The sequence below is a fragment of the Gemmatimonadales bacterium genome (genome assembly GCA_041390145.1).
Taxonomy (GTDB): domain Bacteria; phylum Gemmatimonadota; class Gemmatimonadetes; order Gemmatimonadales; family GWC2-71-9; genus SPDF01.
Genome location: JAWKQM010000008.1, coordinates 27091 through 45997 on the forward strand (window position 1 = coordinate 27091; position 18907 = coordinate 45997).

At 67.7% G+C, this 18907-nt stretch carries 19 protein-coding genes; 12 read left to right on the forward strand and 7 right to left on the reverse strand.

The window, feature by feature from the left end; all coding sequences use genetic code 11:
* Positions 1–21: 21 nt before the first annotated feature.
* Positions 22–1167, reverse strand: coding sequence for a glycosyltransferase family 2 protein (locus tag R2910_08435; protein ID MEZ4412995.1), 1146 nt, complete (start codon positions 1165–1167; stop codon positions 22–24).
* A 5-nt stretch (positions 1168–1172) separates the two neighbouring features.
* Positions 1173–1706: a hypothetical protein gene (locus R2910_08440; GenBank protein MEZ4412996.1), complete on the reverse strand. Its 534-nt coding sequence runs from the start codon at positions 1704–1706 to the stop codon at positions 1173–1175.
* Between the two features lie 71 nt (positions 1707–1777).
* Here R2910_08440 and R2910_08445 point away from each other — a divergent pair, with 71 nt between their 5' ends.
* The 6 genes from R2910_08445 to R2910_08470 all read left to right on the forward strand — a co-directional run bounded on the left by R2910_08445 (position 1778) and on the right by R2910_08470 (position 6878).
* Positions 1778–2740: an LD-carboxypeptidase gene (locus tag R2910_08445; GenBank protein MEZ4412997.1), complete on the forward strand. Its 963-nt coding sequence runs from the start codon at positions 1778–1780 to the stop codon at positions 2738–2740.
* Positions 2741–2742: 2 nt separating this feature from the next.
* A complete protein-coding gene (locus R2910_08450) occupies positions 2743–3582 on the forward strand; it encodes an alpha/beta hydrolase family protein (protein MEZ4412998.1) in 840 nt (279 codons plus the stop codon).
* 22 nt (positions 3583–3604) lie between these two features.
* Positions 3605–4090 carry a DUF4440 domain-containing protein gene (locus tag R2910_08455; protein MEZ4412999.1) on the forward strand — a complete coding sequence of 162 codons (486 nt, stop codon included), beginning with the start codon at positions 3605–3607 and terminating at the stop codon, positions 4088–4090.
* A 10-nt stretch (positions 4091–4100) separates the two neighbouring features.
* Entirely contained in the window at positions 4101–4673 is a 573-nt protein-coding gene (locus tag R2910_08460; protein MEZ4413000.1) for a CoA pyrophosphatase, read from the forward strand.
* A gap of 169 nt (positions 4674–4842) precedes the next feature.
* On the forward strand, positions 4843–5526 hold the full coding sequence (locus tag R2910_08465; GenBank protein MEZ4413001.1) for a metal-dependent transcriptional regulator: 684 nt from the start codon (positions 4843–4845) through the stop codon (positions 5524–5526).
* Entirely contained in the window at positions 5523–6878 is a 1356-nt protein-coding gene (locus tag R2910_08470; protein MEZ4413002.1) for an Nramp family divalent metal transporter, read from the forward strand. Before R2910_08465 ends, R2910_08470 begins: the two co-directional genes overlap by 4 nt.
* A gap of 18 nt (positions 6879–6896) precedes the next feature.
* On the opposite strand, the gene R2910_08475 is transcribed toward R2910_08470, so the two are convergent.
* Entirely contained in the window at positions 6897–8471 is a 1575-nt protein-coding gene (locus R2910_08475; GenBank protein MEZ4413003.1) for a tetratricopeptide repeat protein, read from the reverse strand.
* A gap of 38 nt (positions 8472–8509) precedes the next feature.
* Positions 8510–11098, reverse strand: coding sequence for a hypothetical protein (locus R2910_08480; protein MEZ4413004.1), 2589 nt, complete (start codon positions 11096–11098; stop codon positions 8510–8512).
* A 55-nt stretch (positions 11099–11153) separates the two neighbouring features.
* Between R2910_08480 and R2910_08485 the strand changes: the two genes are divergently transcribed.
* Both R2910_08485 and R2910_08490 read left to right on the forward strand, forming a co-directional pair.
* The gene (locus tag R2910_08485) at positions 11154–11573 is read left to right on the forward strand and encodes a nuclear transport factor 2 family protein (protein ID MEZ4413005.1); all 420 of its coding nucleotides are present in this window, start codon (positions 11154–11156) and stop codon (positions 11571–11573) included.
* Positions 11574–11722: 149 nt separating this feature from the next.
* Positions 11723–13342, forward strand: coding sequence for a DUF4384 domain-containing protein (locus R2910_08490; protein ID MEZ4413006.1), 1620 nt, complete (start codon positions 11723–11725; stop codon positions 13340–13342).
* A gap of 768 nt (positions 13343–14110) precedes the next feature.
* Here R2910_08490 and R2910_08495 read toward each other — a convergent pair.
* Genes R2910_08495 through crcB form a run of 3 tightly spaced genes read right to left on the reverse strand, consistent with a single transcriptional unit; the run spans position 14111 to position 15325 of the window.
* Positions 14111–14587 carry a hypothetical protein gene (locus tag R2910_08495; GenBank protein MEZ4413007.1) on the reverse strand — a complete coding sequence of 159 codons (477 nt, stop codon included), beginning with the start codon at positions 14585–14587 and terminating at the stop codon, positions 14111–14113.
* A complete protein-coding gene (locus R2910_08500) occupies positions 14584–14925 on the reverse strand; it encodes a DUF190 domain-containing protein (protein MEZ4413008.1) in 342 nt (113 codons plus the stop codon). The genes R2910_08495 and R2910_08500 overlap by 4 nt, the downstream gene beginning before the upstream one ends.
* A 10-nt stretch (positions 14926–14935) precedes the next feature.
* Positions 14936–15325, reverse strand: coding sequence for a fluoride efflux transporter CrcB (gene crcB / locus R2910_08505; GenBank protein ID MEZ4413009.1), 390 nt, complete (start codon positions 15323–15325; stop codon positions 14936–14938).
* Positions 15326–15397: 72 nt separating this feature from the next.
* Between crcB and R2910_08510 the strand changes: the two genes are divergently transcribed.
* Genes R2910_08510 through R2910_08525 form a run of 4 tightly spaced genes read left to right on the forward strand, consistent with a single transcriptional unit; the run spans position 15398 to position 18906 of the window.
* Positions 15398–17161: an NAD+ synthase gene (locus tag R2910_08510; GenBank protein ID MEZ4413010.1), complete on the forward strand. Its 1764-nt coding sequence runs from the start codon at positions 15398–15400 to the stop codon at positions 17159–17161.
* A gap of 11 nt (positions 17162–17172) precedes the next feature.
* Positions 17173–17637, forward strand: coding sequence for an acyl-CoA thioesterase (locus R2910_08515; GenBank protein MEZ4413011.1), 465 nt, complete (start codon positions 17173–17175; stop codon positions 17635–17637).
* On the forward strand, positions 17634–18473 hold the full coding sequence (locus R2910_08520) for a patatin-like phospholipase family protein (GenBank protein MEZ4413012.1): 840 nt from the start codon (positions 17634–17636) through the stop codon (positions 18471–18473). Before R2910_08515 ends, R2910_08520 begins: the two co-directional genes overlap by 4 nt.
* Entirely contained in the window at positions 18466–18906 is a 441-nt protein-coding gene (locus R2910_08525) for a DUF2203 domain-containing protein (protein MEZ4413013.1), read from the forward strand. Before R2910_08520 ends, R2910_08525 begins: the two co-directional genes overlap by 8 nt.
* The last annotated feature ends 1 nt before the right edge of the window (position 18907 follow it).

Here is an 18907-nt window from a genome sequence, read left to right on the forward strand (position 1 = left end):
GCGAGCGGCGCAACCGCCCGCCTACTCCGCGGAGTAGGTGCGGCCTCGCCACTCAATCCGGCGTTCGCCACGCCGGGTCGAGCGGGCGAAGATCCAGCCAGTCATGACGACGCCCAAGGGGTAGGTCAGGCCGTAGAGCGGGTTGATCCTGAACCCGGTGTCGAAGAGCACCCAGAAGAGCGCACTCAGCCCGGTGGCCCAGGCCGCCGGTTCCAGCCACCCCGGCGTCACCCCCAGCAGGGCCAGCAGCAGCACCGCCGGCGGCAGCAGCCAGAAGAGCGCACCCAGGCTGAACATGAACGGGATGAGGGCGCGCCGCACCGGTTCGTCAGGAAACGAGCGTCTGCCTCCCACATACACGTTCTTGGACCATCCCTCGATCAGGCCCGCCAGGCTCGTATACATCCGCGTGCCGAGCAGCGTCAGGCCAAAGGTGAAGAGCTGCGGCCGGCCGGCGCGGAAGTAGAGCTGCGCCATCGCCAGGTCTTCGGCCACCTCATGCTTCACCGCCGCGTGTGTCCCCACCGCCTCGTAGCTCTCCCGTGTCACCAGGATGAACTGGCCGTTGGCGATCACTTCGCTCGCCCGCCGCGCCTGGTTGACGACTGTCGGATGAAACCGGATGGCGAGCAGGGCGCTGATGATCGGCATGATGACCCGTTCCCAGAACGAGCCGCAGACCATCTGGCCGATCACCGTCACCAGGTCTCGCCGCTCCGACTCGAGGGCCCCGACCGCGCGGCCGAGCAGCTCCGGCGCGTGCCGGGTGTCGGCGTCCGTGAACAGGAGCAGATCGCCCCGAGCCGCGCGGTAGCCCTGCACGCACGCCCATGGCTTCCCGAACCATCCAGTCGGGAGTTCCTCCCCCTCGACCAACCGCACCCGCGAATCCCGTTCGACGTACTGCCGGGCGACGGCGGCGGTGCCGTCCGTCGAACGATCGTTGACGAGGAGAATCTCCACGGGGGAATAGGAGGTCTGCAGGAGTGAGTCCAGCAGGATGGGAAGATTGCCCTCTTCATTGCGCGCCGGCACGATGACCGACACCAGCCGGCCGCCGGCGAGCGGCGCGTCGGCCAGATTGGGCCGGTGGCGGGCGAGACGGATGAAGGCAAGAAAGGGAGCCGCCCAGGGAAGGACGGCCCAGAAGCCAGGCGATTCGACCACGGGACCTACTGGTTGCGGGTGACGGCGGCGAGCTCGCCCTCGAGCTGCTCGAGCTGACGGCCGACTTCCTCCGCGTCCACCGCCGTGCCCTCGCTCGGCACGCCGTTCTGGGCGAAGATGGTAGCCACCAGTGCGTCGGTATACCCCACAACCGCCACACTGATCCCCTTGTCGAGCACCCGGTTCAACTGGAGCATGATGGCCATGGCCCGGATGGGCCGCATGGCGGCCAGGATCGGGGCCAGGTTCCGGATCAGGAGCTCGCGCAGGAACTGCATTTCGTCCACCACTTCGCCGGCGGCAAGGCCGCGCGCCGCGGCCACCCGCCCGAAGTGCTCACACGCATGGTACCACACCGGCCTGATTTCGCGCCGGACCGGCCCGACCATCTCGCCGAGCAGCTCGATGATCAGCCGCAACTCCCGCTCGATGACCGGGCGAGGTATTGTGGTGGAGGTCTGCATGCGGTCGCCGAGCCAGTCGGCCCACTGCGAAACCATGTCGTCCCGCAGGTCGAAAATGACGCGGCTGGCGGCCAACAGGGCCGGATGGGAAGCGCGCAGTGCGTTCCTCCTGGAAGTGACGCCTTCAATCTAGTACGGGAGTCCAAATGGGGTCAAAGGATTTCGTCAGACCGCCGGTGCTGGCCGCCGGAAGCCGGGTGGCGCTCATTGCGCCGGCCGGCCCGCTGCTGGAGCACGATGACCTGCTGCGCGGGGAGGAACTCTGCCGGGCGCTCGGTTTCGAACCGGTGCTTGGGCCGAATGCCTACCGGCACTACGGATACCTGGCTGGTACGGACGAACAGCGCCTCAGCGACCTCAACGCCGCCATTGCCGATCCGCGCATCGACGGCGTCTGGTGCCTCCGTGGCGGCTACGGCATGACCCGCATCCTCGACGGCGTGGACTTCAGTCCGCTCAAGCGACGGCCCAAGGCCATCATCGGGTTCTCGGACATCACGGCGCTGCTCAATGCGGCGCAGGTGGAGGCGGGGCTGGTCACCTTTCACGGCCCGATGGCCCGCTCCCCGTTGACCCCGTTCAGTCGTTGGCACTTCGACCGGGTTCTCGGTGCGGTGAATGCCGCCGGTCGCCTCGGCCGGGTGGCTCCACCCGCCGATGTGCTCGTGCCCACCGATCATCGGATCGTGACGCTCATTCCTGGGCAGGCCACGGGCCAGCTCGTCGGTGGCAACCTGACGCTGTTGATCTGCCTCGTCGGGACCCGCTACTTCCCGAAACTGGACGGAAAGATCCTGTTCATCGAGGATGTGGGCGAGGACCTCTATTCCGTCGATCGCATGCTTGCGCAATTGCGCTCCATCGGCGCGCTGCAGCGCGTGGCCGGCATCATCGTCGGGCAGTTCACGGAACTCAAGCGGGGCACTGGCGACGGTGCGCTCGGCTTCGACGAGGTCCTGACCACGTACTTTGCGCCCCTCCAGGTCCCCGTGGCCTACGGCTTCCCCATCGGACACGTCGATGATCAGTGGACGCTCCCGCTTGGCGTGGACGTCCGTCTGGACGCGACCGCGGGCGAAGTCGAAATCCTCGACGGGGCGGTGAGGTAGGCGTGGCAACGCCCTCGCTGACTCGTCACCGCCTGCCCGGGTACCTCGGGGAGATTCTCATCGACGTCCGCACCGGCGATCGATCCCGCCCCCGGCCCGCCGTGCTGGTGCTGCACGGGTTCAAGGGATTCAAGGACTGGGGGATGTTTCCCCCGTTCGCCGAACGACTGGCGAAGGCCGGGTTCACGACCGTCAGCTTCAATCTCAGCGGCAGCGGCGTGGACGACACCGGCGATGTCGTCTTTCCCGACCGGTTCGCGCGGGCCACGTTCAGTGGAGACCTGGGGGACATCGGTCGGGTCATCGAGGCCGTCGCGACCGGTGCGCTGGATGCCGCCCCGCCGACGTCGATCGGCTTTCTCGGCCACTCGCGAGGCGGCGGACTCGGCGTGCTCGCGGCCGCGGCGGATTCACGTGTCGCCGCGCTGGTGACATGGGCCGCCATCAGCAGCGTCAACCGGTATTCGCTCGAAGAGGTTGCGACATGGCGGGCTACCGGCAAGGTCGACATCGTGAACTCGCGCACCGGCCAGGTGCTGCCGATGTACACCGATGCGCTGGACGACGCGATGGCGCACGGCAAGACGTCCCTGGACATCCGAGCAGCCGCCTCCCGCATGAGCGCACCGTGGCTGATCGTGCATGGCACCGCGGATGCCGTCGTCCCCCTGGCCGAGGCCGAGGCGCTGCACGCGGCAGGTGGGGAGGGGACGGAACTGCTCACGGTCCCCGGCGCCGGCCATACCTTCGGCGCCGTCCACCCCTGGCAGGGTCCCACGCCCGAGTTCACCGGCGTCGCCGATGCCTCCATCCGCTTCTTCGCGAAGCACCTTCTTACGTAGTCTTCCGCGCCTTGGAGGGCCCATGCGCATCGAACTCGCTATCGCCGCGACGCTTGCTCTGGTCGGCTGCGCACCCGCCGCTCCACCGCTTCCCGATCCAGACGCGGTGCGTGCCTCGTTGATGGCCGCCGATGAGGCGTTCGCCGCGGCGACCGCCGAGCGCGGCCTGGAGGGATGGATGGCGGCGTTCGACAGCTCCGCCATTCAGATGGAGCCCGACGTGCGGTTCACACCGGGGATCGGGGCGATTCGCGCCTCGATGGCTCCCGCCTTCGCCGACACCACCTTCCGCCTCACCTGGCGGCCCACGATGGCCTTTGCAAGCGCCGCGGGCGACCTCGGTTACACGCTGGGTGTCTGGCAGAGCCGGCATTACAACGCCGAAGGGAAGGCGGCGGTCGCGACCGGGAAGTACGTCACGATCTGGCGGAAACAGGCAGACGGAAGCTGGAAGGTCGTCTTCGACGGCGGAAATCCGGATTCGGCGCCTCGCCTCGACAACTTGTGATAGACCCCGGATGACACCGTTACAGGAGCGGATCGCCGGATACCTTGCTGGGCGGGCGCCGAGGACGGTGGAAGACCCTGGGTTGTCGCGGGCGGCGGTGGCACTGGTGGTGGTGCCCGATCCCGACGCGGTGCTCCTGATCCGTCGGGCCGAGCGCGCCGGGGATCCCTGGTCCGGGCAGATGGGGCTTCCCGGCGGACGGAGCGGACCGAAGGATGCGGATCTGCTCCAGACCGCCATCCGCGAGACCCACGAAGAGGTCGGCATTGCGCTGTCGGCCGGCCAATTGACCGGCATGCTCGACGACCTGGCGCCCCGGTCGCCCCACCTCCCGCCGTTGATGGTCCGGCCCTTTGTATTCATGCTCGCGGAGAGGCCCTCCGTCATACCCAACATCGAGGTCGCCGACTACCTCTGGGTTGCATGGGAGTCGCTCGTGCATCCCGATTCCTATCGACCGTTCGGCATCCGCCTCGGCGATACCATTCGCGAGTTCCCTGCCTATCACGTCACTCCGGTCCCCATCTGGGGCATGACCGAGCGCATCCTCGCCCCGCTGGTCGCCCTGTTGTCCGCTGAGTAAGTCCGCCCCGGACTTCCATCGCTCCATTCGAGGCTCTTTGTGCCTCTGCGTTGAGCTGTCCTGATCGTGAAGACCCCACCCAGGCCTGACCGCCCAGCCCCGATTAGGGGCTGTTGTGTTTAGGTGGGCAGTAAATTAAAATTAGGCAACCCTAATTTTGGCTCGGACCATGGCCCCCAGTTCGTCACCCACCCTGACTCGCTCTGTCGAGGACTATCTCAAGGCCATCTACCACCTGTCGCTGGGTGGAACGCCTGCCGGCACCACCGAGATTGCCCATCTGCTTGAGCTGGCCCCGGCCTCCGTGACTGGCATGGTCAAGCGGCTCTCGGAACAGGGGCTGCTTGAGCACGTGCCATACAAGGGAGTCGAACTGACGGCGGTGGGCAGGCGCGCGGCGCTCCAGATGGTGCGGCGGCATCGAATCCTGGAGTCGTACCTCGTGGCGTTCCTCGACTACACCTGGGATGCCGTGCACGAGGAAGCGGAGCATCTGGAGCACGCCGTCTCCGACCGCCTGATCGAGCGGATGGCCACCGCGCTGGGAAACCCGAGCGTCGATCCGCACGGCGATCCCATCCCGGCCCCGGACGGGTCGATGGTCGAACTCGTGTACACGCCGCTGTCGGAAGTGCCGGTCGGGGAAGCGGTGGAGTTGCGGCGGGTCGAGACGGGTCAGGCGGATCGCCTGCGGTACTTCGCCGAGCACGGATTGGTACCCGGAGCAGCAGTAGTGGTCGTCAGCCGTCAGCCCTTCGGCGGGCCGATGACCGTCCGCGCCGGAACCCATGAGCAGCTGCTCGGGGCCGAACTCGCCGGCATCCTGCTCTGCTCCCGCGGAGAGGCCCAATGAGCTCCAGCGGGCCCCCGATCGAGGAGTTGACCGCGGGATGGCGGCACGCACGCATCTCGCCGAGTCTTCCCGAGTCGTTCCGCACAGTCAACATCCCGGCCGGCGCCCCCTGGTGGCGGAAAATGCTCGCCTTCGCCGGCCCGGGATACATGGTCGCGGTCGGGTACATGGATCCCGGCAATTGGGCGACCGACCTCGCCGGCGGTTCGCGCTTCGGCTACACGCTGCTCAGCGTCATTCTCCTCTCCAACATCATGGCCATGCTGTTGCAGGCCCTCGCGCTGCGGCTCGGCATCGCAACCGGCCGCGACCTGGCCCAGGCGTGTCGCGACCACTACTCCAGGCCGGTGAACTTCGTGCTTTGGCTGCTGTGCGAAGTCGCCATCGCCGCCTGTGACCTGGCGGAGGTCATCGGCTCGGCCATCGCCCTGAACCTGCTCTTCGGCATTCCGTTGCTCTGGGGCGTCTGCATCACCGCGGTGGACGTGCTCCTGATCCTGCTGCTGCAGCACCGCGGATTCCGGTGGCTCGAAGCCTTTGTCATCGTCCTGGTGGCCACGATCGGCGCCTGTTTCGCCATTGAACTGGTGCTCGCCCAGCCGGCGCTCGGGGAGTTGTTTCGCGGACTGATCCCCACGACGGAGATCATCTCCGATTCGGCCAAGCTCTACATCGCGATCGGGATCCTCGGTGCCACCGTCATGCCGCACAACCTCTACTTGCACAGTTCGATCGTGCAGACGAGGAACTTCGGCGACACGGTGGCGGGCAAGCGCGAGGCGATCAAGTACGCCACCATCGACTCGACGCTGGCCCTCTTCTTCGCCTTCTTCATCAACGCCTCCATCCTGATCCTTGCGGCGGCCACGTTCCACACCACGGGCAACCAGGGCGTCGCGGACATCGGCGACGCGCACAAGCTGCTCGCGCCGCTCCTGGGCACCACGATGGCCAGCGTGCTCTTCGCGGTGGCGCTGCTGGCCTCGGGGCAGAACTCGACGATTACCGGCACGCTCGCCGGCCAGATCGTGATGGAGGGGTTCCTGAACATCCGGCTGCCGGCGTGGCTCCGGCGGATGATCACGCGACTGATTGCCATCGTGCCCGCCGTCATCGTCACGGCCATTTCAGGCGAGCGGGGCACCGGCCAGTTGCTGATCCTCAGTCAGGTCATCCTGAGCATGCAACTTTCGTTCGCCGTGGTGCCGCTGGTGATGTTCACCAGCGACAAGGCAAAGATGGGAGTGTTCGTGAATCCGCCGTGGCTGAAGGTGCTCGCCTGGCTGATTGCGGGGGTCATCGGCGCGCTCAACGCCTGGCTGCTCATCGAGACACTTCGCGGCTGGCTCTGACCCCGGGCTTGTGCGGCCCTAGAGGCCGAGCCGGATGACGAGGCCCGCCGTCCCCCAGCGATAGGCGCCGGTAGCCGAGACGTAGGCACTGTTGCTTATTCCCGCGAACACTTCGAGACGGTTCCGCTCGGAGAACCACCACGACGCCCGCCCCTCGATGTGCCCCTCGAACTGCCACGGCCCGGTGTTCGCGATCTGCTGAACGCCGGCGCCGCCCCCGATCCGCGTCTCCCAGTCGGTGCCCGTGCGGACGTAGCCGCCGCGTGCCTCCACGACGGTGAAGCGATCGGGTGAGAAGTAGGTCGGGACCGTTTCGCGGAACCACACCATGCGGGCCATCCCCCCCACGAAGAGATGGTGCGGGAGCTGCTTGGTCGCGGCAAGGACTCCGGAGGTCCGGACGTTGCCGTCGCTGAACCACCCGGCGCCCCCTCCCGCCCCGAGCGACACCCCGGAGCCTGCTGTCACATCCATCGAGGCGTCCACCGCGTCCACATCGACATCGGCCCCGATCAGTGACGCCGTTTCGGCGAAGGGAAAGTGCGCATAGCTCACGCCGAGGCCCAGCGCAGGCTGGACCCGGTAGGTGGCCCCCAGCCTGGCCGTCGGTACCGTCCGGGACACTCCCGAATCCGGCCAGAGCCCCTGCGCGCCGAGGGCGCCGGTCAGCTGCCAGGTGTCCTGCGTATAGGTTGCTCCCATTTCGAGAGTCCCGCGGGTGGCGGTGATGTCCGGCGTGCTGCTCCCCTCATACGCGCCCACCGAGCCAAAGCCCCGCACCCGGTTTGCCACCGGTGTCGAGGCGGAAACGGTCTGCCACCACATTTCGTTGTCGTCGGAGTCGTCGCTCCAGCCGAGCGTGACATCGACCGCTGCCTGGACCGTGCGTACGATGTCCGTCCGGGCCCGCATTGCCTCCTTGTTGGTCGGCGCCAGCGCCAATGCGCTGTCCGCCTCGGCAAGCGCGTCGTGCTGGCGCCCGACCGAGCGGTACACCTGGGCCAGCCCAAGGTGCGCGGTCAAATCGCTCGGGCGGTACGATATCGCTCGCTGGTACCCCGCGATGGCCTCGGTCGACCGTCCACCCCAGTAGGCGAGTTGCGCCGTGCCGTTCAGCGCGTCGGCGTTGGTTGGGTCGCGCCGGAGCACCACCTGGTACAGGGAATCGGCCTCCCGCTCGCGGCCGTCCCACGACAGCGTGCGCGCCTTGCCGACGAGACCGTCGAGGCGCTCCGGGTACAGCGCAATCAGGCTGTCCCATTTCACCAGCGATGCGGAGTACTCCCCGGCCCAGCTGAGGACCGTCGCCTGCATCGCGCGAACGTCGGGGTCCGCCGGGTCGGCGGTGCGTGCCTGGGCAAGGTAGGTGAGCGCGGAGTCGAGATTGCCGTCCCACGCGGCGAGGACCCCGAGGCGATAGCTCGCGCGCACCGACGCCGGGTCCTGGGTGAGCGCCCGGAGGTAGGCCTCCCGGGCGGCGCCATAGCGGCCCTGGTTCCAGGCGGCGTCGGCGTCGACGACCTGGGCCCTTCCGACGACCGGGATCAACAACAGCGCTCCGACCAGCAGAACTGCCGAACAGGCACGAGTCACGTCGACTCCAGGACCTTGAGGGATGTGGTGGGCCGGCATCACCGGCTCCTCCATGTGGCCTGCAATGAATCGTAGGCCGGCTTGAGGCGGCTGTGCGAGGTGGGCTCCTCCCAGCGCCCCCACTGCCAGAGCGCAAAGTCGTCGGCTCGCCACGTGCTGCCCCGGGGGGCCGGGAGCGCCGAGAGGAGCCGCGAGGGATCGTCCCTCCCGTAGACGAGCGCGCCAATCCGGATCCCGTCGGTGATGGCCGTGCCGAATTCTCCTATCAACTGCCCGTCCCGGTCGAAGAGTACTGTCCTGCTCGAGGGATCGGTCACGTTCAGGAGCCCCCACGGCAGCCGGATCTCGATGAGGCCAGCGGCCGTGTCGGCGTACCAGTCGGCGAGGCTGCTCTCCTCCTCCCGGCCAAACTTCAGCAGCCCGCGGTCGTAGCCCTGCGCGGGAAAGAAGGTGCCGTCTCGTCCAAACCGGGCCCGGTTGGTGATCACGAACATCGGGTCGAACCGGCCATCCGCTTCGATGCCGATGGTCGCCGGCCGCCGGTAGAACTGACCGAAGTCGTCGCCCCCCTGGATCGCGGTCGTACCCACATACGGGTTGTACGATGGCAGTATCCTGAGCGCCGCCTGCGCGGGGTTGTCCAGCTCAAGCAGGAACTCGAACCCGATTTCACTCCGCAGGGACAGGTCCGGGAGTTTCGTCTGTCCGGAACGGGGGAGGTACGTGTCCAACGCCACGCGGACGCGCGAACGAGCCCAGTCGACGCTTCCCGATGCGAGTTCGAGTGCCAGGTAGAGATAGCCCTCGTCACTCCCGGCCCGAATCGTCCGTATCATGCCATCGCCTGCCTGGACCGGTGCCATCCGACGCCACGGGCCGGGATCGCCGCCGAGCACGGGGCGGTTGTTCGCAGGTCCGGGGTACTGGCCGAGAATGCCGTAGTTTTGCTCCGCGTCCATCGCGTTCAGCCAGAGCCGGTTCCGGTCCCCCGGCTGCTCGAAGTCGATGACGATCCAGTTCTTCTTGAACCACTCGTCCATCCACGCAAAGAGGATGGCGCCTGCCGCGCCGCTTTCCCGAATCTCACGGGTGAGCCGTGCGTCGATGGCGGCCATTTCCGTCTCGCTGTGCCCCCCGTGATTCCATCCCTGCGGCTGCAGGTGCGCATTCCCTCGGCTCGAAGGGACGCCGTATTCCGAGATGACGAAGGGTATGTCCGAATGGTGCCGGCGCAGGTCGCTCAGGTAGCCGAAGTAGGTGGAGGGGCCCTCGCTCGATTCCGCCTGGAGGTATCCAGGGTCGTACAGCATGAAGTCCGGATAGTACGGGTAGGCATGGTAACTGGCAAACCAGCCGGCGGGGTTCCGGGCCGTGGGGTGGATCAGGTTGGCGTCGAGCCCGATGGCATCATTCTCGTATTCCAGCTTGTTGCCCGCCACCGGTCGTCCGGCACGCCGGCGCCATTCCGATTCTTCGGCGGTGCTCGATTCCGTCGGATGGTGGAGCGGGTCCAGCGTGGGCCAGTTCGTGTACGCGATCGGCCGCAGCGCATTCCACTCATCCATTTCGTAGGCCAGGAGGTAGTCACACTGCTCGGCCATCCAGGCATCCATGGCCGGCGCCGCGTCCGTCGCAAGGTATCGGCCGGCGTAAGCGCGGGGACCGGGGTGCAGCGAATCGTACGCCTTCACCGCGAACGGCTCCCACTCCCGACCGATGATGTAGGCCGCCGTCCAGCGCGACACGTCGGCGTCGAATCGGCCGGATGCGTGGCCCGGACGCGGCCCAAGCTCGGCGGCACCATGGATCAGGTCGACAACATGTCGCATCTCGGCCCGGAAGCCGGCTTTCCAGTCTGGGTCATCGAAATCATGCCCGGGCGGGAGTTCCGTCCAGACGCCATGCACCAGCCAGAGGGGCCGGGTCTGATGGGCGAGGTTCCAGGCGCGGAGCGCACGGTAGAACTGTGGCGGGAGGATGGTGTAGACCCGAAGCACGTTTGCGTTCATGGCGGAGAGCGTGTCCAGCCAACCCGCGTAGAGCGCTGAGTCAGTGGGAAACTGCGATGGGAACCGCCCGGGGAGTGCCACACCGAGATTTACGCCCTGCATGTAGAACGGCACCCAGCGACCCGTGGAATCCTGGACTTCGAAGCCGGTGCCGGCGGTTTGGGCGACGAGGGAAAAACCCCGGGGCCGGCGCTTCGGAGGAAGCGGTGGGCGGTCCCAGTCGGGTGCCGCTGCAACGAGCAGTTCCCGCAGGTCGGCGCGCTCCGGCGCTAGCGCCAGCGCCCGCCTCGCGGCGTCGGCGGTGGCGGCATGGTCCCCGCGGCGCCAGGCGACCCGGGCCGTCCCTTCCCAGGCGTCGACCGACCGCGGATCACGGGCCAACGCGGCAGCAAACAGCGAGTCGGCGGCCGGCAGGGTGCCCTGCCGCAGGGCGATGAATCCGAGCCCGGCCAGTGCCCCCGCCGACCCGCAGGTAGCCGCCCGTCGAAATCGATCCGCCGCAACGTTTAGGGAGTCCTGCCGGTAGGCATTCCATCCACTCGCCAGGTCGGCCGCGGCCGTGGCGCAGGCCTCCTGGCCAGAGGCCGACCCCGTGCCGAGGGCTAGCGCGAGCGCCACGAGGGTGCAACCCCGGTACCTGAGTAGTAGATTTGATGCCATGGATACAACCTCAATGTCGGACCCTGCGGCGTCGGCGGCAAGCGCGTCCCCGGACACCGGGGCGCTGGGTCGCCGGCTGGTGGATGCCTTTGGCAAGGGCTGGGCCAAGGGGGACGTGCCGCTGTTGATGTCGGTTTTCACTGACGATGCCGTCTTCATCGAGACGCCCTTCAGCGCGCCGCGAAAGGGGCGGGAAGCGATCCTCCAGTACTGGCGGGACGTACCCGTCCACCAGGCGGAAGTCACCTTTTCGAGCGGCGAGATCTTCGTGGTTGGGCCGTGGTTTTCCGCCGAGTACAAGGTCACGTTCCGCCGTCGGCGCACCGGTGAATGGGTTGAGGCGCGCGGCGCGATGTTCTGTGAGACCAGCGGCGACAAGATTTCCGAGCTGCGGATGTACTGGCATCGATGGGCCGGGGGACGGGAAGGGTAGAAGGCGTCCCCAGCGGCGGACGGATTCGTGGAGGCCTATTTTCGTAAAGCGTTGCGCTGCAATCGGTTAGATCTTGGCACGACCCTCGCTGTTAATGTGGGCGATTGCAAGTGGGCAAAATCGCCCCGTCGGTACTGCCAGGAGGAATCATGCTTACCACACTGCTCGCGTCGATCGCGGTCGCGGCGTCCCTCGCCGACGGGCCGCCCCCGCCTATCACCGTCTCGCTGAACAGCGGCGGCGAGTACAACCGCGGCGACTATGCCCAGGCCCAGTTCCGGGCCAGCGCAGACGGCTACGTCCTCCTCCTCCAGACCGACCAGAACGGGCGCATTCGCGTCCTTTTTCCGCTTGACCCGGGCGACGACAACTTCATCCGGGGCGGGAAGACCTACAAGGTCGTCGGGCGCGACAACCGGGGGTCCTTCTACCTCGACGAGGCCGGGGCCAGCGGAATGGTCTACGCAGCCTGGTCCAAGTCACCCTTCCAGTTCACCGAGTTCGTGCGGGGCGATCACTGGGATTACTCGGTCTTCGACCAGTACAACGCCGCGGACGATCCCGAAAGCCAACTCACCGACTTCGTCCTGAATTTCACCACCCAGGGGTTCGACTACGCGATTGACCGGTACATCGTCTACTCCTATTCGGAAGTCGTCACCGGCGGCGGCGGCGGAACCTATATCGGGGTGACCGGCTGGCCGTGGCCGACCTATTACACTGGCGGCTGGAGTGTCGGGATCTCGTTCGGTTCGCCCTGCTGCTACAGCGGCTGGTACGGCTATCCCGCCTATGGCTGGGGCTACCCGGCGTATGGCTGGGGCTATCCCGCCTACGGTTGGGGCTATCCGGCGTATGGCTGGGGGTATCCGGCCTACGGCTACGGATATCCGGCCTATGGATATCCAGGTTACGGGTACGGTTACCCGGGGTACGGCCCCGGCTATCCGGCATACCGCCCCTACACTTTCAAGCCCGGCGGGACCATCACCACTGCGGGCAATCCTTACCGCCCGCGTGGCGACGCCTTCGCGCCGAGGTCGTCGGTGTTCCAGACCACCTACCGTGACCGGCCGACCTATGGCATGTCAGGAACTGGCCGGTTGACCACGGACGCGGCAACGATCAGCGGTCGTGCCGAGGCGGGTCGGCGCCCTGCCGCCCGGCCGTCCGCACAGCCCAATCCGAGCGGACAGCGCGGCTCGACCATCGGCAGATCGTTGGGTGGCACGAATCGGGGCGCCACCGGAGGTACTGCTCGGCGGCCGTCGAGTGGGAGCGGGTCTGGGGCGGCTGCGACGCCGAATACGGGCGGAACCAGGCGTCCAACGACAGGGACGTCGGGTGCCGCGCCCAGGGCCCGGTCCAGCACGGGTGCGTCTTCCAACAGCACCCGGGCGCGTGGATGGACATCTGATGGACAGGAGCGCCCGGCGGTGTCGGGTCGGCCCAGGATTTCGCCGACGGCACCTTCCAGTGGTCGGAGTACCGCCGGGTCGGCTGGTCGCACTACTGCTGGATCGGCTGCCAGCCCAAGGAACAGCGGCAGGGCCGCAACCCCCTCCCGCCAGCCGTCGGCTTCGGGCGGCAGTCGGCCGAGCGTACAGCCGCCGAGCCGCTCATCGGGAGGCAGCCGGCCCAGTGCGCAACCTCAGTCCCGTCCGTCCAGCCCGCCTGCAGCGCGGAGCGGTGGTCGGTCTGGCGGCGGTGGTGCCGCCCGCGGGAGCGCTCCCTCCGGCGGCGGTGGCGGCGGGCGGCGGGGCAGGTAGGATATGAGCAGCGCCCCGGGGCACGAGCTCCGGGGCGCAGCTTTTCCCGCTCTTGCGGGTTTCTGCTAATTGTCCCATTGTCTCGGAATACCCTTGGGGGCACTCAATGACCGCTCCGCTGCTGCTCGCGTTCATGTTGGTCCAGGCACCCACTTCGGCGACGCAAGGCTTCCAACCACCGCCGAGCACGGACTTCGAGCCGGTATTGGCCGCGGGCATCAAGGTCGAGGTCGTTGAGACCCCGGCGGTGGAGATGGGAGCAGAGGCGCTTCCGATCGCCAGCAGGCCATTTTCGGGCGTGGCACCGGCGCCGGTCCCCTGTCTCTGGATGGACGAGTCTTGCATTCAGACGGTGTGGGCCATCGGCGCACCGCTCGGGTGGGATCGTCAGGACTACATGGCGTACCGGCTCAACCTCGATACGCGTCAGGAGCTGCAGTACAATGTCGGCTATCGGCGGGGTCGTGCGATGGCGGAGGCGAAGGCTGCCAGGGCGAGGGTAGCAGCCAATCCACCAGGCGGCAGTCCGAGCAGCGCGCGTCCCTACTCCGGGACGAGTTCGGTTGCCACTGGGAGCGCGAGCGGAGGGGGGCGGTCGTCCGGAGGAACCGTCACGACGGGGACCGGTGGGGGTGGGAAATCGACAGGCGGTGCGCGGAGTGGTATTCGAGAGTGGTAACCGCTTTGTGCAGGGTGCACCAAGAAAGAGTGCAGTACGGGGCCCCGACTTCTGTCGGGGCCCCGTTGTGCATCTGGCATGCGGAGGTATCAGGGGGAGGAGGGGTGCCGATGGGCGTAGTCCAGTCCCCACTGCAACAAGTCCGCGCCACGGAGTCCGACGCGCATCGCCAAGGCGATGGCGTCGTCCTCGTCCATGCCGTGGTCCCGCATGAAGTAGGGAATCAACGCGCCCCCGACCCGGTTGCCGCTGCCGCAGTGGAAGAAGACCGGTGCGGCCGTTGCGTCACGGAGGACCGAGAGGATCCGTGCCATCGTGGAGTCATCCAGGGTGGCGCCTGAGACCGGGATGTTCTCGTAGCGGAGTCCGAGCGCGGCGGCGAGCGCGGGCTCGTCAAAGGGCCGTGGTTCCATCGGATCGCGAACATCGAGGAGGGTGGTCAGCCCCGCCGCATGCGCGGCGCGCACCTGGGCATCGGTCGGCTGGCCCCCGGTAACCAGGCCCGGCAGCGGGCCGCACGCGTTTGCGATCCCGGTGACGGCCGCGAGGAGGGCGTCGTTGCTCACGACTCGTGACTGCGGTAGGCGATGACGCGGACGCGTTCAAGCGTGATCAGGCCGCCCTCCATCATCGCATCGATGTCCGGCAGGACCGCCTGGATCTTCTCTTCGGTATCCACGCATTCGACCACGATCGGGAGGTCGAGCGAAAGCCGGAGGACGGAGTCGGTATGGAGGCGGGCGTTTGCCCCATACCCCATGATGGCCCTCGTGGCCGTGGCCCCCGCCAGCCCGCGGGAGCGCAGGAGCTCGACAATCGCCGCATGGAGCGGCTTCCCTTCGTGCTTGTCCCGCTCACCGATGTGGATGCGCATCAGGGTGCCCTCGCCGCTCAGCCCGTGCATAGCCGGTCTCCTAGATCGTGCGCCTGAGGGTGAGCGCCTGCCCTGCCAGCGCCGCTCCGATCAGCACCCCCGCGACGGTCAGCAGGAGGCTCAGCCCGGCATAGATTGCCAGGCGAGACCACTCGCCGCGCTCGAGCATCGTCGCAGTCTCGAAGCTGAAGGTGGAGAAAGTGGTGAACCCGCCGCAGAATCCGATGGTGAGAAAGGCCCGGACCTCCGCGCTCACCGCCGGTGTCTCAAGGGTATAGCGAATGAGGAAGCCGAGGACCAGCGAGCCGATGATGTTCACCGCGAGGGTGCCGAGGGGGAATTCACCCGGCGCCCAGCGCTGCACCAATCCGCCGAGCGAATACCGGGCGGCGCCCCCGAGGGCGCTGCCAAATGCGATCCAGTAGATCATCCCATGCCCTCTGATCGGTCCCGACTTCGGGTGCGGCCTTACCTGCCCCGCGCGACTCCTTAGATTACCCGCATGCTTCGCCTCGCGATAGTGCAGTTTCGGCCCCGCAAGGGTGCCTATGCCGAGAATCTCGCGCAGCTTGAGGCGTGCTTCAAGGAGGCGGGCGCCGGCGCCGAGCCACCGGATCTGCTTCTGCTGCCCGAAGCGGCCCTCACAGGCTATTTCCTCGAGGGCGGGGTGCGCGAGCAGGCGCGCACGGCGGAGCAGGCGGCGGAGGACATCGCCGCCGCCCACCGCCGTTCGGGCGCCCCTCCGGTCGATCTGGCCATCGGGTTTTACGAACTCTGGCGGAACTGCCATTACAACAGCTGTCTCTACCTGTCGCTCGGCGCGGGTGCGCCGGTCATCCGTCACGTCCACCGGAAAGTCTTCCTCCCCACGTATGGCGTGTTCGACGAGGAGCGGTTCGTCGAGGCAGGGGCGGAGGTGCGCGCCTTCGACACCGGATGGGGCCGCGCCGCGATGCTGGTCTGTGAGGATGCCTGGCACTCCCTGATGCCGACGCTCGCCGCCCTCGACGGGGCGCAGGTGCTGTTGGTGGTCAGCGCCACCCCGGCCCGGGGACTCGACAGCCCCGAAGCCCCGGCGAACCTGGAGCGGTGGGAACGCCTGGCCGTCGACTCGGCCTCGGAACACGGGCTGTACGTGGCGGTGGCGCAGCTGGTCGGCTTCGAGGGAGGGAAGGCGTTTGCCGGCGGATCGGTCGTGGCCGGACCGTCTGGCAACGTCCTGGCCAGGGGACCGCTCTTCGAGTCGGGAATCATACGGGTCGATCTCGACTTCGATGCGATTACCCGCGCGCGCGCCGATCAACCCTTGCTCGCCGATCTCCGAAACCGCCTGCCTCGGCTCCTGGCGGAGCTGGGCCGCACGCCTGGCGCCGCGTTGGCCAGCACCACCTGGGAGGGGCGCGCCGCGGGGCGGGTTCGTCCGGACGTCGTCACGTCGCCTCCGACGTCGGATCCCCTGGTGATCAACCCGGCTCTGGCCCGCCGGTGGCTGGTGGAGTTCATCCGCGATGAGGTGCAGCGGCGGCGCGGGTTCGACGGGGTAGTGCTCGGACTCTCCGGCGGAGTGGACAGCGCCCTCGTGGCCTACCTGGCCGTCGAGGCCCTTGGCAAGGAGCATGTGACGGCTGTGCGGATGCCGTATCGCACCTCCAGCCCGGACAGTCTGGCCCACGCCCAGCTGGTTATCGACGCCCTTGGCATTCCAAGCCGTACCGTGGACATCTCCGCAGGGGTGGACGGGATCGCCGGGGCCATCGGGGAGCCGGCCTCGCCAGCTGCGCTCGGCAACATCATGGCGCGCATGCGGATGATCACGCTCTTCGACCTTTCGGCGCGACTCCGCGCGCTTCCGGTTGGGACCGGCAACAAGACGGAACGGCTCTTCGGGTACTTCACCTGGCACGCCGACGACTCGCCACCGGTCAACCCGATCGGTGACCTGTTCAAGACGCAGGTCTGGGCACTGGCCAGGCACGTCGGGGTGCCCGAGGTCATCCTGGACAAGCCGGCGAGCGCCGACCTGATCGAGGGCCAGACCGACGAGGGCGATTTCGGGATCACCTATCAGCGGGCCGACGGCATCCTTCACTGGCTGCTCTCGGGGTACCGTCCGGAGCAGGTGGTGCTGCTCGGGTACACCGCCGCCGAAGTGGAGCTGGTGCGGTCCCGGCTCGACAGCACCCACTGGAAGCGGCGCCTCCCCACCGTGGCGATGCTGAGCCAGACGGCCATCGGGGAGTATTACCTCCGCCCCGTCGACTACTGAGGACCTGACGCATGCCGCCTGAATCGCGCCCGATGTCCTACTCGCGGTCCGAGCTGACGAAGCTCATCATGCCGCACATGCAGAACGTGCTCGGCAACCTCTTTGGCGGCGAACTGATGTCGATGGTCGACCAGGCGGCCGCGGTCGCGGCGATCCGTCATGCCGGCGGGCCGGTCGTGACGGCCGTCATCGACCGCGTCGAGTTTCGCGAGCCGATCCCCATTGGCGCGCTCGTCACCTGTTGCGGGACGGTGGACTACGTCGGCAACAGTTCGATGGACATCACCGTCGAGGTGTACTCCGAGAAGGTCAGCACCGGTGAGCGTCGGCACACCAACACTGCGCACGTGATCTTCGTGGCCATCGACGCCGACGGAAAGCCGACGCGAGTGCCGCGCCTGGTGGCGGAGACCCCCGAGGAACAGGCTCGCTACGAGGCCGCGCGCCGGCATCGGGAGAGCGTGAAACGCTCATGACCGCCACTCGGATCACCGCCGTCTTTGGCGGCGGCGGGGCAAAGTCGGCGGCCCAGATCGGCGCGCTGCGCGCGCTGGAAGAGGCGAACCTGGCCCCGACGCGGTATGTCGGAACCTCCATGGGCGGGGTGATTGCCGCGGGCGCAGCGTCCGGGGCCTCCGCGGCCGAATTGTCCCAGCGCTTTCGTGCGGTGAAGGTGACCCAGGTCGCCCGGCCACGGGCCTTTGCACCACTGGCGGGGCTCTGGTATCGCTCCCTCCTTCGGGCGGAGCCCCTCCATGCAACGCTGCATCGGCTGGTGCCGCAGCAAACCTTCGCGGAGTTGAGGCATCCTCTGACCCTCACCACCGTGGACGCCGACACGCGCGAGCTCCTGACGCTGGGAGACGGCGGCCTGGACCTCCCGTTGCAGGATGCGCTTGCGGCCACGACGGCGCTGCCGGTGTACTATCCCCCCATGGAGGCCGCCGGGCGGCGGCTGGTCGACGGCGGGCTCCGGGCCGTGCTGCCGCTCGACATCGCGGCGCAGTTCGATGCCGACCTCGTCGTGGCGGTGGACGTCGGACCTGGCTTCGATGAACCGCCGCCGACGCAGCGGGTGCGCGCCCCCGGCCTCCTGCTCGCGCACGACATGGGGGAGGGCGCGCTGATGGCGCAGCAGGCGCAGGATGCGCTCGCCCGCTGGCGAATGGCCCCGGGCCGCCCCCGGTTGATTCACGTGAGGCCGCCGCTTCCGCGGCGCGCCACGTTTGCCGCCGAACTCTTCCTGGAGTTTGAGCGTGCGGGCTATGACACGACGCGCGCAGCACTGGCGCAGGAGCAACATCATGACTGACGCACCACGCCTCTTCACGGTGGACGAGGCGAACCGTGTCCTGCCACTGGTCCGGCCGATCGTCCGCGATCTGCTGGCGGTGCACACCGAGTGGCGTCATGCGGTCGAGCAGTTCGAGCTTGCCATCGCGATCGACCCCGGGACGCCGACCGAGGCGGCGCCGGTGGAGTCACCGGTCGCCCTGGCGGCCCGGATGGAGGCCGAGGCACATGCGGTTCGGATCCAGGAACTCCTGGGCGAACTGGCCGCCCTCGGCTGCAGCTTCAAGGGGTTCGAGGGAGGCCTGGTGGACTTCCTTTCGCTCCGCGACGACCACCCGGTGTACCTCTGCTGGAAGCATGGGGAAGACAGCGTCTCCCATTGGCACGACATCGATGGTGGCTTCGGTGGACGCCATCCGATTGACTCTCACCTCTTCTCGGAAATGACCTGAC